Genomic DNA, 13,498 nt, shown 5'->3' on the forward strand with positions numbered 1-13,498 from the left:
TTATCCTTGGGCCTTGAGCGCCGGGGCGGCGCGGCGATGACGGGAAAGCCGGTATTCGAGAAGGCTCATCGCCTGCAGAATGATGAAATTGAGGACGAGATAGATGATCGCCGCGCACAGAAATACTTCCATCGTGCGATAGGTTTGCGAGATCAGCCGCTGCGCCACGCCGGTCACTTCCCAAACGGTGACGAGGCTGGCGAGCGCCGTCGATTTCATCATCAGCACGATCTCGGTGGAATAGGCCGGTAGCGCGTGGCGCAAGGCGATGGGCGCAATGATGCGCCGCACCAGCAGGAAGCCCGACATGCCGATGGAGCGCGCCGCCTCGATCTCTCGCGGCGAGACCGCGCGGATGCCGCCCCGGAAGATCTCCGCCGTATAGCCCGCCGTGCAGAGCGAAAGCGAAAGCACCGCGCAGACGACCGGCTCGCGCAAGGCGGGCCACAGGAATGAGTAGCGGATGAACCCGAACTGGCCGAGCCCGTAGAAGACGAGGAACATCTGGATCAGCAGCGGCGAGCCGCGAAAGACGAAAATGTAGCCCTTGGCGACACCCGACAGGATCGGATTGCCGGAAACGCGCATCCAGACGATGACAAGCGCCAGCAGGCCGCCGAAAAAGATCGACAGGAAGAACAGAAGCAGCGTCACCGGCACGGCCTTGATGAGCGTGACCATGGTTTGCGTGAGGAAGGCGATATCCATGGCCGGTCCTCACACCTTGCCCATGCCGGACGCCGGCATGCTGCGGTTTGCCCGCCGTTCCGCGCCGTTGAACACCCGGTCGGAAAGGCTGGTCAGAATGAGATAAAGGCAGCCGCCCGCGATGAAGAACAGGAAATATTGCCGCGTCGAGCCGGCGGCCACCTGGGACGTACGCATCAGTTCGGCAAGGCCGGTCACGGAGATCAGCGCCGAATCCTTAAGGCTCAGCTGCCAGACATTGCCGAGGCCGGGAATGGCGTAGCGTAGCACCTGAGGAATGATGATGCGGCGAAAGCGCAAGCCGCGATGCATCCCGATTGCGAGCGCCGCCTCGATTTCGCCTTTGGCGATGGCGAGATAGGCGCCACGGTAGACCTCCGCCTGATAGGCGCCGGAGATAATCCCGACCGCGAGCGCCCCGGCGGCGAAGGATGGCAGGCCGAGAAAGCCTTCATAACCCATGGATTGGCCGATGGCCGTCACCGCCGATGAGCCGCCGAAATAGATGAGATAGATGATCAGAAGTTCCGGCACGCCGCGGAAGACGGTGGTGTAGATGTTTCCGAGCACCGCGAGGAGCATATTGCCGGAAAGCTTCGCCCAAGCGACCATCGCGCCCAGCACCGCGCCGATGGCAAGCGCGGTTGCGGTGACGGCAAGCGTCATCAGCGTGCCTGCCAGAAGCATCGCGCCCCATCCGGTCGGGCCGAAACCGAGAAGTTGCAAGGTTGCCATCGTGTTGGTTCCTTATCGCAGCACCCCTCCTTCCCCCTTGCGGGGAAGGTGCCCGCGTTAGCGGGCGGATGGGGGTGGTGACGTTGCGCCACGGTCTTCAGCGGAGGTGCAAGCGTCACCACCCCCACCCGACCCTTCGGGCCACCCTCCCCGCAAGGGGGAGGGAGGGCGCTAACCTCATTTCTTCGGCGAAATATCCATCTTGAACCACTTCTCCGACAGCTTCTTCACCGTGCCGTCATCCAGTGCCGACTGGATCGCAACGTTGAATTTGTCGCGCAGATCCGTATCGGCCTTGCGGATGCCGAGGCCTTCGCCGGGGCCCCAGATCGGACCGGCAATCTTTGGGCCGGTAAAGGCAAGCGTATCGGGCGCCTTCTCAAAGGCATGTTCCAGAACGGTGGCGTCGTCGAAGGCGAGATCGATGCGGCCGGTTTGCAGGTCGAGGTCGCGGTCGCCAGCGGTCTTGTATTCGCGGATCGTGGCGATATCGCCGAAATTGTCATAGATGAACTTGGCATAGACGGTGGATGCCTGGATGCCGATGGTCTTGCCCTTGAAGGCCTCCTTCAGCGCCTCGACATCCTTCACGCCGGTCTCGCCGGGCTTCATGACGATCTCGGTTCCCGTTCCGGCGGCATTGGCGAGCGGGCTATCCTTGGCGGTGGCGAAGGCGGCGGGCGTCGCGGCATAGGGAATGGTGAAGTCGATGACCTTCTTGCGCTCCTCGGTGATGGAAAGCGCATCCATGATCACATCGAACTTGCCGGCATTGAGCGCCGGGATCATGCCGTCCCAGTCGGAGGCCACGAGCTTGCAGTCCAGCTTGGCGCGTTCGCACAGCACCTTGGCCAGTTCCGGCTCGAAGCCGCCGAGCGTACCGTCGGCATTGGTCAGGTTCCACGGCGCATAAGCGCCTTCGAGGGTGATGGTGACGGTCTTCCACTCCTTCGCCATGGCCGGGCCGGCGAAAGCGGTGAGTGCAAGCGCACCGGAAAGAAGAATTGACGCAAGTTTCATAAGCGATGGCTCCTCTGGAGTCGGTCTGGCCTGTGGCCGTTTTGTTTGCCGGTCTTCGCCGGTTTGCCCGTGTCCGGGGTAGCATAGGGCAGATTGCGCGTTCCGCAAGGCTGCTGCCCAATTCTTTTGCATAAGGCAAATTTGCCTTAAATCTGACCTTTCCGCCTTTGGCTCATTGCGATGCGGGCGTAAAACGCGCCACCAGCGCGTGCCGGTCGCCGGGATAGGTGAAGCGCACATGCGTCACCGGCCCCGCGCCGCTCCAGGTGCGGCGCTCGACGACAAGGCAGGCCGTATGCTTTGGTATATCCAGTATCGCGGCGACGCGGTGGCTGGCGGAAACCGCGTGAATTTTGTGTTCCGCGGTGCTCCACGGCACCCGGTCCACCAGCCACGGGCCGGGCGCTATCCGGTTGAACTCCTCGCTCGCCGCCTCCGGCACGGTGCCGAGATTGATCAGCCGTTCCTCCAGGCAGAAGCGCCGGTTGCCGCCATAGTGCGCGCAGACCACTTCGAGAACCTGCGCGCCGGCGGGCAAATCCAGGAGCGCCCTGTCCTCCGCATTGGCTTTGCGGGGCGTCCTTTTCAATCGCGAAAAGGAATAGTCGAGCTTCAGTGACTGCACCTCGACCTTGATGTCGTGGATTTCGAGGATCGCCGATTGCGCCTGCGGCTGTTTGACGAAGCTGCCGGATTTCCTGCGGCGCTCGATCAGTCCGGCTTTTGCCAGTTGGGTCAGCACCTTGTTGACGGTCATGCGTGAGCAGCCATATTGCTCCGCCAGATCCACCTCGAACGGGATGCGGTAACCCGGCTGCCATTCGCCCGAGACGATGCGGCCCTCGATCTCGGCGAGGATACGCTGATGCAAGGTCGTATCCCTGCTTTGGCTCATTGTCACGCTCCGGTTGGATATGCCGTTCCATGAAATGAGTTTCCCTTATCAGCCCGCGAGCAATTCGCCCATCGCCGCCAGAAAGCGCCTGTTGATAACCTCCCGCTTTTGATGGCGTCCGCCTTCTACCTGCTTGCGGCCCAGCGCCCAGACGCAGTCGACCTTGACCCCGCCGGCGAAGACCCAGTGGTCCAGGATCTGGTCGCGTGTGAGATAGGGAACCGCGCCCAAATCAAGGGAAACCATGTCGGCATAGTTGCCTTCCGCGAGCCCCCCCGATGCGGCGAGCGCCGCGCCGCCGCCCGCAAGCGCTTCATCGAAAAGCCTTCGCCCCGTCGAACCTCCCGATGCCGCCACCACATTGCGGGCGCGAAGCGCGAGACGCTGCGAATATTCGAGCTGGCGCAGTTCCTGCGGCACCGAGATCAGCACATTGGAATCCGAGCCGATGCCGAAACGCCCGCTTGTCTCAAGGAAGAGCGGCGCGTTAAACGTGCCGTCGCCGAGATTGGCCTCGGTGATCGGGCAGAGCCCCGCGACCGCGCCGCTTGCGGCCATCCGGCGCGTTTCGTCATCCGTCATATGCGTCGCATGGATGAGACACCAGCGTCCATCGACGGGAGCATTGTCCAGCAGCCATTCGACCGGCCGCGTGCCGGACCAGGCGATGCAGTCCTCCACTTCCTTCACCTGTTCGGCGATATGGATGTGAACCGGCCCCTCGCCAGCCATCGGCACAACTTGCGCCAGCTCATCCGGTGTGACCGCTCTCAGGCTGTGCGGAGCGACCCCAAGATTGGCTCCTTCGATGCGACCCGTGATCGCCCGGCACCCTTCCATCAGCTTTTCGAAACTGTCGAGTGAATTGATGAACCGCCGCTGGCCTTCAATGGGCGCGGCGCCGCCGAAACCGGAATGGGCATAGAACACCGGCAGCAGCGTCAGCCCGATCCCCGCCGTCTCGCTGGCCGCGCCGATCCGCCCGGCCATTTCCGCGATATCGGCATAAGGCCGCCCGTCCTTGTCATGATGCAGATAGTGAAACTCGCCTACGCGGGCAAAACCCGCCTCCAGCATTTCCATATAGAGCTGAGCGGCGACGGCTTCGACATGTTCCGGCGTCATCGACAGCGCGAATTTGTACATCACATTGCGCCAGCTCCAGAAGCTGTCATTGGCCGGGCCGCGCATCTCGGCAAGCCCCGCCATCGCCCGCTGGAAGGCATGGCTGTGAAGATTCGGCATAGCGGGAATGAGAATTTCGTGGCGCTCGTCATCGGGCTCCGGCGCGACGCCGGTCTCGATACGTGCGATGCGGCCTGCGTCAATCGTCAACCGCACATTCGTCTGCCAGCCCTCAGGCAGCAGCGCCTTACTTGCATGAATTGTGCTCATGCCATCCTTCCCATTTTCGCGAGGGGCCGAAATTTATCTTGTCACCCTCTACATTATGTATATACATTATCGCCAACAAAGAAAGGCGTAAAGCTGATGAGCGGGAACTTTTTTTCGGAAGCGGGATCGCCGGGTGAAAGCCGCCCCACCGTCTTTCGCAACACGCGGCTGGCGACATTGGCGGAAGGCAGCGAAGGCCTCGGCGTCGTCGAAAAAGGCGCATTGGTGGCCGAAAATGGCCGCATCACCTTTGCCGGAGCGGAAAGCGACCTGCCTCTCTCCGCCTTGGGGCGGTCGGAAATTGTCGATCTCGAAGGCCGCTGGGTCACCCCCGGCCTGATCGACTGTCACACCCATCTGGTTCATGCCGGAAACCGGGCGCATGAGTTCGAAATGCGGCTTGCCGGCGCGACTTATGAGGAAGTGGCGAAGGCAGGCGGCGGCATCGTCTCCTCGGTCAAGGCGCTCCGCGCCGCCAGCGAAGACGATTTGCTGCGCGAGACGCTGCCCCGCCTCGATGCGTTGATCGCCGAGGGCGTTACCACGATTGAAGTCAAATCCGGCTACGGGCTTGATTTGGAAAACGAGCGCAAATCGCTGAAAGTGGCGCAGCAACTGGGCCGCGAACGCCCTGTTTCTATATGCACGACCTTTCTCGGCGCGCATGCCCTGCCGCCGGAAGCGAGCGGCGACAAGCAGGCCTATATCGACCGTGTCGTGAACGAAATGCTCCCGGCAATCGCGGCGGAAGGGCTGGCCGATGCGGTGGATGGGTTCTGCGAGGGCATCGCCTTTTCGCCGGAGCAAATCACGCAGGTTTTCCGCGCTGCTGAAAAACATGGCCTTCCGGTCAAGCTCCACGCCGATCAGCTTTCCAACCTGCATGGGGCGAAGCTTGCCGCCGAGTTCGGCGCGCTCTCCGTCGATCATATGGAATATACTGACGAAGAAGGCATCGCCGCGATGGCGAAGGCCGGGACCGTCGCGGTGCTGCTGCCCGGCGCGTTTTACTTCATCCGCGAGAAGCAGTTGCCGCCCGTCGAGGCCTTGCGTCAGGCTGGCGTGAAGATCGCCATCGCCACCGATTGCAATCCCGGCACCTCGCCGCTGACCTCGCTGCTTCTCACCATGAATATGAGCGCGACATTGTTCCGCCTGACCGTCGATGAATGCATCGCCGGGGTGACGCGCGAAGCCGCCCGCGCCCTTGGCATTCTGCCTGAAACCGGAACGCTCGAAGCCGGCAAATGGGCCGATCTCGCCATCTGGGATATCGAGCGGCCCGCGGAACTCGTTTACCGCATGGGCTTCAATCCGCTGCACCGGCGCGTATGGAGAGGAAAATGATCACTCTTAAACCCGGCGCCGTACCGCTCAGCACGCTTGAGACCATTTACTGGACCGGCGCACCGGTCCGGATCGATCCCGCCTTCCATCCGGCAATCGAAAAGGCAGCGGCGCGTATCGCCGAAATCGCCGATGGAGACCGGCCGGTCTATGGCGTCAACACCGGCTTCGGCAAGCTGGCGAGCATCCGCATCGAGCCGCAGGATGTCGCGACGCTCCAGCGCAATTTGATCCTGTCGCATTGCTGCGGCGTCGGAGCACCCTTTTCGGAAGAAATCGTCCGACTGATCATGGCGCTGAAGCTGATATCGCTCGGGCGCGGCGCTTCCGGCGTAAGGCTGGAACTCATCCGGCTCATTGAAGATATGCTGGAGAATGGCGTCATTCCCGTCATACCGGAAAAAGGCTCTGTCGGCGCATCGGGCGACCTCGCCCCGCTCGCGCATCTGGCCGCCGTGATGATCGGCGAAGGCGAAGCCTTCTATCGAGGCGAACGGCTTCCCGCGAAAGAGGCCCTGTCGCGAGCCGGGCTGAAACCCGTCGTTCTCGCCGCCAAGGAAGGCCTCGCCCTCATCAACGGCACGCAGGTTTCCACCGCCTTGGCGCTTGCCGGCCTATTCCGGGCGCATCGCGCGGCACAAAGCGCTCTCATATCGGGCGCACTTTCCACTGATGCCGCAATGGGCTCCTCCGCACCGTTCCATCCAGAAATCCATACGCTACGCGGCCACAAGGGGCAGATGGACACCGCCTATGCGCTGCGCACTCTGCTCGAAGGCTCGGAAATCCGCCAGAGCCATCTCGAAGGCGATGAGCGTGTGCAGGACCCCTATTGCATCCGCTGCCAGCCGCAAGTGGACGGCGCCTGTCTCGATCTGTTGCGCATGGCCGCGCGCACGCTGGAGATCGAGGCCAACGCCGTAACCGACAATCCGCTCGTGGTCAGCGACGGCTCGGTCATCTCGGGCGGCAATTTCCACGCCGAGCCGGTGGCTTTCGCCGCCGACCAGATTGCCATCGCCATCTGCGAGATCGGCGCAATTTCCCAGCGCCGCATCGCCCTGCTGGTCGATCCGGCCTTGAGCTTCGGCCTCCCCGCCTTTCTCGCCAAGAAGCCGGGTCTCAATTCGGGGATGATGATTGCCGAAGTCACCTCCGCCGCCTTGATGAGCGAAAACAAGCAGATGTCGCACCCGGCTTCGGTCGATTCCACGCCGACCTCAGCCAATCAGGAAGACCATGTCTCCATGGCCTGCCACGGCGCGCGCCGCCTGTTGCAAATGACGGAGAACCTTTTCTCCATCATCGGCATCGAGGCGCTGACCGCGGCGCAGGGGCTCGATTTCCGCCGGCCGCTCAAGACCAGCCCGGAGCTTCTGAAAGCCTATGCCGTCATCCGCGCCGCCGTGCCGGAGCTCGAAATCGATCGCTACATGGCTGACGATCTGAAGGCCGCGGCCGGTCTCGTGGCCACCGGCGCGCTGAATAGCTCGGTTTCATCAGGTATTCTCCCCGCATTGGACAATTGATATGCCCGTATTCGAGGTCAAACAGGGCCAATCGCCCGTCATTCTCGGCTTTCCCCATACGGGAACCGAAGTGCCACGAGAGATATGGGAGAGGCTCAATGCCAATGGCCGTCTCCTCGCCGATACCGACTGGCACATTCACAAGCTCTATGAAGACCTGCTACCGGATGCGACCACGGTACGCGCCACCTTCCACCGTTATGTGATCGACGCCAACCGCGATCCCTCGGGCGTGAGCCTCTATCCCGGCCAGAACACCACCGGCCTCGTCCCCGAAACGGATTTCGACGGCGAGCCGATCTGGCTGGAGGGACAGGCTCCCGATGAGGCGGACATCAAGGCGCGGCTTGCCGCCTTCCATGCGCCCTACCATGCCGCTCTCGCCGCAGAGATCGAGCGGGTCAAGGCGATCCATGGCATCGCCATTCTCTATGACTGCCACTCGATCCGCTCGCATATCCCCTTCCTCTTCGAGGGCAAGCTGCCGGATTTCAACATCGGCACCGACAATGGCAAAACCTGCGCGCCCGAAATCGAGGCGGCTGTAAAGGACATCGCCGGAGCGGCGGGAGGCTATACCTCCATCCTCAACGGCCGTTTCAAGGGCGGCTGGACCACCCGCCATTACGGCAAGCCGGAAACAGGCGTCCACGCCATCCAGATGGAACTGGCTCAATCCACTCACCTCGCTTCCGAGACGCCGCCCTTCGCCTATGACGCGGCCAAGGCTGAAAAGCTGCGCGCCCATCTGAAAGCCATTCTCCAGCGCATCGAAGAGATCGCGCCGACATTGAACTCTTAAAGAGGGAACTCCATGACCAACCCACGCCACAACATCCGCGAAATCCGGGCGCCGCGCGGAACCGAGCTCAACGCCAAGAGCTGGCTGACCGAAGCGCCGCTGCGCATGCTGATGAACAATCTCGACCCCGACGTCGCGGAAAACCCCAATGAGCTGGTGGTCTATGGCGGCATCGGCCGCGCCGCCCGCACCTGGGACGATTTCGACCGCATCGTCGCGACGCTAAAGACGCTCGAAGAGGACGAGACGCTGCTGGTGCAATCCGGCAAGCCGGTCGGCGTGTTCAAGACTCACGCGAACGCCCCGCGCGTCCTCATCGCCAACTCCAATCTGGTGCCGCATTGGGCCACATGGGACCATTTCAACGAGCTCGATAAAAAAGGTCTCGCCATGTATGGCCAGATGACCGCCGGCTCGTGGATCTATATCGGTACGCAGGGCATCGTTCAGGGCACCTACGAGACTTTCGTCGAGGCCGGTCGCCAGCATTATGGCGGCGACCTCAAGGGGAAGTGGATCCTGACCGGCGGCCTCGGCGGCATGGGCGGCGCGCAGCCTCTCGCCGCCGTCATGGCGGGGGCGTGCTGCCTCGCGGTGGAATGCGACGAGACCCGCATCGATTTTCGCCTGCGCACCCGCTATCTCGACGCCAAGGCGACGACGCTCGACGAGGCGCTTGAAATGATCGACCGCTGGACCAAGGCGGGCGAAGCCAAGTCCGTCGGCCTTCTCGGCAATGCGGCGGAAGTGCTGCCGGAGCTGGCGCGCCGCGGCGTCCGTCCCGATATCGTCACCGACCAGACCTCGGCGCATGACCCCATCAACGGCTACCTGCCCAAGGGCTGGACGCTGGCCGAATGGCGCCAGAAGCGCGAAAGCGACCCGAAAGCCGTTGAGAAAGCTGCCCGCGCCTCCATGCGCGAGCATGTCGAGGCGATGCTGGCGTTCTGGGATCAGGGCATCCCGACGCTCGACTATGGCAACAATATCCGCCAGGTCGCCAAGGATGAGGGGCTGGAAAATGCCTTCGCCTTCCCCGGCTTCGTGCCGGCCTATATCCGTCCGCTCTTCTGCCGCGGCATCGGCCCGTTCCGCTGGGCCGCGCTTTCCGGCGACCCCGAGGATATCTACAAGACCGACGCCAAGGTGAAGGAGCTGCTGCCCGACAACAAGCACCTGCACAATTGGCTCGACATGGCGAAGGAGCGCATCGCCTTCCAGGGCCTGCCCGCCCGTATCTGCTGGGTCGGCCTTGGCGACCGTCACAAGCTCGGCCTCGCCTTCAACGAGATGGTGAAGAATGGCGAGCTCAAGGCCCCCATCGTTATCGGCCGCGACCATCTCGATTCCGGCTCCGTCGCCTCGCCCAACCGCGAAACGGAAGCGATGAAGGACGGCTCCGACGCCGTTTCCGACTGGCCTTTGCTCAACGCCCTTCTCAACACCGCTTCCGGCGCGACCTGGGTGTCGCTGCACCATGGCGGCGGTGTCGGCATGGGCTTCTCCCAGCATTCGGGCATGGTCATTTGCTGCGACGGCACGGATGACGCGGCGCAGCGCATCGAGCGGGTGCTGTGGAACGACCCCGCCACCGGCGTCATGCGCCACGCCGATGCGGGCTACGACATCGCCATCGAATGCGCCAAGGAAAAAGGCCTGCGTCTTCCCGGCATTCTGGGAAATTAAGCAATTCCACGAGGCGGCTCAAAAGGCCGCCTCGTCTGCATTTAAATCAAGAAACCAAGGGGAACCTGCAATGACAGACTCGGTGCTCACCCATAACGGCTCACGCGGCGCAGCCGCCGTGAAGCTGATCCTCTACAGCTTCATCGGCATTTTCTTCTTCTTCGTGCCCGTCACCATCGGCGGCAAATCGACCATCCTGCTCGACCATGCCGCAACTGCAATCGCCACCAATCTGCGGCCTCTGGCGCTGGTCTTCGTGACCGCGCTCATCGCCTATGGCGCGATTGCGCCCTTCATTCGCGGCACATGGAACAAGAACGTCACCGAAACGATCTTCTCGCTGCTGCGCGTCCTCGGCCTTGTCCTCACCGGCATGTATCTGGCGGGCGTCGGTCCGGCGGCTATTTTCACGCCCGACATGCTGCCCTTCCTGTTCGACAAACTGGTGCTTTCCGTCGGCCTCATCGTGCCCATCGGCGGGCTGGCGCTGGCCTTCCTCATCGGCTACGGCCTTTTGGAACTCACCGGCGTTATCGTCCAGCCTATCATGCGCCCGCTTTGGCGCACGCCCGGCTGGTCGGCCATCGACGCCGTCGCGTCCTTTGTCGGCAGCTATTCGCTGGCGCTTCTCATCACCGACCGGGTCTATAAGGAGGGCAAATATACCGCGCGCGAAGCGGCAATCGTCGCCACCGGCTTTTCCACCGTCTCCGCGACATTCATGATCATCGTCGCCAAGACGCTCGGCCTGATGGGCGCGTGGAACCTCTATTTCTGGACGACCTTCGTCGTCACCTTCATCGTCTCGGCCATCGTCGCGCGCCTCTGGCCGCTGAGCAAGATGGACCACCCCGCCGACCGTGACATGCCGCTGCCCGAGGGCAAGGGCCGCATCGCGACGGCAATCGATGCCGGTATCGAACAGGCCCAGAAAGCCCCCGGCCTTTTCTCCCTGCTCGGCGCGACCTTCCTCGACTCCTTACGCATGGCCTCGATGATCCTGCCCAGCATCATGGCAGTCGGTCTTCTGGGGCTCCTCGCCGCCAAATATACGCCCATCTTCGACATTCCCGGCTTCGCGCTCTATCCTTTCACCTGGATCGCACAGCTTGCCGAACCGATGCAGGCGGCAAGGGCGCTCGCCTCGGGCCTTGCCGAAATGTTCCTGCCGGCCATTCTGCTGAAAGACGCGGACCCGGTGCTGAAATTCGTCGCGGCGGTGGTTTCCGTCAGCCAGGTGCTGTTCCTTTCGGCTTCGATCCCCTGCATGCTGGCGACCTCGATCCCGCTGCGGTTCCGCGACCTGATCGTGATCTGGTATATCCGCACCGCGCTCAGCATCCTGCTGACGGCTCCGGTCGCTTTCTGGGCGGCCTCCAAAGGGTGGCTCGGCTGATGAGCGTCACGCTTCTGCGCGCAGCGGATTACCGCCGCATGCCCTGGAAGAATGGCGGGGGAGAGACGGTGGAGATCGCCGTCTTTCCGCCCGACGCGGGGTTATCGGACTTCGATTGGCGGATCAGCATGGCGAAGGTGGCCGGTGACGGCCCCTTTTCCATCTTCCCCGAAATCGACCGCACGCTGTGTGTCCTCGAAGGCAATGGCATCGCGCTTGCGTTGGACGGGCAAGCGCCGGTTCGGCTCGATATCGGGTCGGAACCGCTGCTCTTTCCAGCCGATGTCGCGGCAGAGGCCCGGCTGATAGACGGCCCGATTACCGATCTCAACGTCATGACAAGACGCGGCGGTCTTACACATGCGGTGCGGCGTGTGCATGTCGAGCATGGAACCACCATACGAGTGACAGGCACGCCGGCTCTGATTCTGTGCCATCGCGGAACCCTCCATGTGGAGGGTGGTGGAAAGACGCTACAGCTAGGCCCGCTTGATAGCCTTCTTATCGAAGACGCAAGGGACGAATCCTTGCAAATCTCCGGCACCGGCGTGGTTTTCGTTGTCAGTGTATTTAGTGTTTAGACGGGAGCGTTGGCGGCAGAGTACCCCCCTCTGCCCTGCCGGGCATCTCCCCCACAAGGGGGAAGACTAGCCTTCATCAGTGCTTGGCACCAATCGCAAACGTTGCAGAATAAGCTCGGAGCGTCGCGTCAGCCAATCTCCCCCTTGTGGGGGAGATGCCCGGCAGGGCAGAGGGGGGTTGCCTCGCGATTCCGTCAAAACACAATCTGCCCTAAGATCCACCACCAAACAGCATCTTCCGCTGCAATATGAGCGTCCCGGCCCGCGCTTGTATCACCCCGCCAGCCGCCCGCCCGTCATCGGCTCCGGTGCGCCTGTTGTGGTGGGGAAGCTGATCGGCAGGCCGCGCAGCACGCGCACGGCGAGGAAGGCGAAGCATTCGGCTTCCACTGCATCGCCGCGCCAGCCCAGCTCTTCGGCCGGGGAGACGTCCACCTTGGCCCGCTCGCGAAGCATCCGCATCAGCGTCGGGTTATGGCGTCCGCCGCCGCTGACGAACAGCCGTTGCGGGCGCTGCGGCAGGAGGTCGAGCGCTTTACCCACCGCCGAAGCGGTAAACGCCGTCAGCGTCGCCGCGCCGTCCTCAACGGTGAGACCCTCCGCCATACCAGCGCCGAAATCGAAGCGGTCGAGGGATTTGGGATAGGCGGCGGTGAGATAGGGATGTTGTAGCAGCCGGGCGAGCCGTTCCTCATCCACCTTGCCCGCCGCCGCCAGCCGGCCGTCGCGATCCATGTCGCCGAGACCGTGCGATTTCACCCAGTCATTGATCGGGGCATTGGCGGGGCCGGTGTCGAAGGCGACGAGCGTCTCCTTGCCATCGCTCCAGGTGATGTTCCCCACGCCGCCGAGATTGAGGACAGCTGCCGCTCCATCCTGCGAAACGCCTTTGAGCAGGGCCGAATGGTAGACAGCGACCAGAGGCGCGCCCTGCCCTCCCGCCCGTACATCGGCGCTGCGGAAATCATAGGCGACCTTGACGCCCAGCAGCCGCGCCATCAGCTCCCCGTCGCCCAATTGCCGGGTGGCGCCCAGCCGCCCCGGCTGCGGCGCGCGGTGCAGGACGGTCTGGCCATGGAAGCCGACAATGCCGATGTCCTCCATCCGAAGACCCGCATCCGCTGCCAATACCCGCACGGCTTGCGCCTGCGCGCGGGTCAGCGCCTCTTCCGCCTGCGCAAAGATTGCGGGTTCGGGGCCATCGAAATTCCATTTGCGGGCCTCAGCGAGCGTCTCCTCGAGCAGATCGCGGATATCTTGCGGATAAGGCGCGAGCGTATAGAGGCCGAAGGCCTCGACCGTCTCCCCGTCGGTCTTCAACAGGGCGACGTCGATATTGCCGTCAAGCACGGTTCCCGTCATCAAGCCCACGGCCCAGATCGGCTGCATGCCGCCCTCCTCGGT

12 protein-coding genes are annotated in these 13,498 nt (G+C 63.0%); 6 read left to right on the plus strand and 6 right to left on the minus strand.

What is annotated here, in order from left to right; translation table 11 throughout:
• The 5 genes from ACOWVG_RS14645 to ACOWVG_RS14665 form a co-directional block, all read right to left on the minus strand.
• Entirely contained in the window at positions 1-708 is a 708-nt protein-coding gene (locus tag ACOWVG_RS14645; RefSeq protein WP_420962985.1) for an ABC transporter permease, read from the minus strand.
• Between the two features lie 9 nt (positions 709-717).
• On the minus strand, positions 718-1,443 hold the full coding sequence (locus ACOWVG_RS14650) for an ABC transporter permease (RefSeq protein ID WP_420962986.1): 726 nt from the start codon (positions 1,441-1,443) through the stop codon (positions 718-720).
• Positions 1,444-1,620: 177 nt separating this feature from the next.
• On the minus strand, positions 1,621-2,463 hold the full coding sequence (locus ACOWVG_RS14655; RefSeq protein ID WP_420962987.1) for a transporter substrate-binding domain-containing protein: 843 nt from the start codon (positions 2,461-2,463) through the stop codon (positions 1,621-1,623).
• A gap of 172 nt (positions 2,464-2,635) precedes the next feature.
• On the minus strand, positions 2,636-3,358 hold the full coding sequence (hutC, locus tag ACOWVG_RS14660) for a histidine utilization repressor (protein WP_420962988.1): 723 nt from the start codon (positions 3,356-3,358) through the stop codon (positions 2,636-2,638).
• 48 nt (positions 3,359-3,406) lie between these two features.
• Complete coding sequence (locus ACOWVG_RS14665) at positions 3,407-4,753, minus strand: formimidoylglutamate deiminase (RefSeq protein ID WP_420962989.1); 1,347 nt, start codon at positions 4,751-4,753, stop codon at positions 3,407-3,409.
• 96 nt (positions 4,754-4,849) lie between these two features.
• Between ACOWVG_RS14665 and hutI the strand changes: the two genes are divergently transcribed.
• From hutI to ACOWVG_RS14695, 6 genes are all read left to right on the plus strand, one after another.
• Complete coding sequence (hutI, locus tag ACOWVG_RS14670; protein ID WP_420962990.1) at positions 4,850-6,100, plus strand: imidazolonepropionase; 1,251 nt, start codon at positions 4,850-4,852, stop codon at positions 6,098-6,100.
• Entirely contained in the window at positions 6,097-7,629 is a 1,533-nt protein-coding gene (gene hutH / locus ACOWVG_RS14675; protein WP_420962991.1) for a histidine ammonia-lyase, read from the plus strand. Before hutI ends, hutH begins: the two co-directional genes overlap by 4 nt.
• Position 7,630: 1 nt before the next feature.
• Positions 7,631-8,431, plus strand: coding sequence for an N-formylglutamate deformylase (gene hutG, locus ACOWVG_RS14680; protein WP_420962992.1), 801 nt, complete (start codon positions 7,631-7,633; stop codon positions 8,429-8,431).
• A 12-nt stretch (positions 8,432-8,443) separates the two neighbouring features.
• Positions 8,444-10,117 carry a urocanate hydratase gene (gene hutU, locus ACOWVG_RS14685; protein ID WP_420962993.1) on the plus strand — a complete coding sequence of 558 codons (1,674 nt, stop codon included), beginning with the start codon at positions 8,444-8,446 and terminating at the stop codon, positions 10,115-10,117.
• A 70-nt stretch (positions 10,118-10,187) separates the two neighbouring features.
• Positions 10,188-11,513, plus strand: coding sequence for a YjiH family protein (locus tag ACOWVG_RS14690; RefSeq protein ID WP_420962994.1), 1,326 nt, complete (start codon positions 10,188-10,190; stop codon positions 11,511-11,513).
• On the plus strand, positions 11,513-12,094 hold the full coding sequence (locus ACOWVG_RS14695) for a HutD family protein (RefSeq protein ID WP_420962995.1): 582 nt from the start codon (positions 11,513-11,515) through the stop codon (positions 12,092-12,094). The genes ACOWVG_RS14690 and ACOWVG_RS14695 overlap by 1 nt, the downstream gene beginning before the upstream one ends.
• A gap of 273 nt (positions 12,095-12,367) precedes the next feature.
• Here the strand turns inward: ACOWVG_RS14695 and ACOWVG_RS14700 are convergent, their stop codons facing one another.
• A complete protein-coding gene (locus ACOWVG_RS14700; protein WP_420962996.1) occupies positions 12,368-13,483 on the minus strand; it encodes an anhydro-N-acetylmuramic acid kinase in 1,116 nt (371 codons plus the stop codon).
• Positions 13,484-13,498: the final 15 nt, after the last annotated feature.

The sequence above is a fragment of the Brucella sp. IR073 genome, assembly GCF_049065735.1.
Taxonomy (GTDB): Bacteria; Pseudomonadota; Alphaproteobacteria; order Rhizobiales; family Rhizobiaceae; genus Paramesorhizobium.

Bases quoted from the DNA above. Each gene is read 5' to 3' on its own strand.
- ACOWVG_RS14655 (WP_420962987.1), bottom strand. From the start codon at position 2,463: ATGAAACTTGCGTCAATTCTTCTTTCCGGTGCGCTTGCACTCACCGCT.
- ACOWVG_RS14650 (WP_420962986.1), bottom strand. From the start codon at position 1,443: ATGGCAACCTTGCAACTTCTCGGTTTCGGCCCGACCGGATGGGGCGCG.
- ACOWVG_RS14690 (WP_420962994.1), top strand. From the start codon at position 10,188: ATGACAGACTCGGTGCTCACCCATAACGGCTCACGCGGCGCAGCCGCC.
- hutU (WP_420962993.1), top strand. From the start codon at position 8,444: ATGACCAACCCACGCCACAACATCCGCGAAATCCGGGCGCCGCGCGGA.
- hutH (WP_420962991.1), top strand. From the start codon at position 6,097: ATGATCACTCTTAAACCCGGCGCCGTACCGCTCAGCACGCTTGAGACC.
- ACOWVG_RS14645 (WP_420962985.1), bottom strand. From the start codon at position 708: ATGGATATCGCCTTCCTCACGCAAACCATGGTCACGCTCATCAAGGCC.
- hutI (WP_420962990.1), top strand. From the start codon at position 4,850: ATGAGCGGGAACTTTTTTTCGGAAGCGGGATCGCCGGGTGAAAGCCGC.
- ACOWVG_RS14665 (WP_420962989.1), bottom strand. From the start codon at position 4,753: ATGAGCACAATTCATGCAAGTAAGGCGCTGCTGCCTGAGGGCTGGCAG.
- ACOWVG_RS14700 (WP_420962996.1), bottom strand. From the start codon at position 13,483: ATGCAGCCGATCTGGGCCGTGGGCTTGATGACGGGAACCGTGCTTGAC.
- hutC (WP_420962988.1), bottom strand. From the start codon at position 3,358: ATGAGCCAAAGCAGGGATACGACCTTGCATCAGCGTATCCTCGCCGAG.
- hutG (WP_420962992.1), top strand. From the start codon at position 7,631: ATGCCCGTATTCGAGGTCAAACAGGGCCAATCGCCCGTCATTCTCGGC.
- ACOWVG_RS14695 (WP_420962995.1), top strand. From the start codon at position 11,513: ATGAGCGTCACGCTTCTGCGCGCAGCGGATTACCGCCGCATGCCCTGG.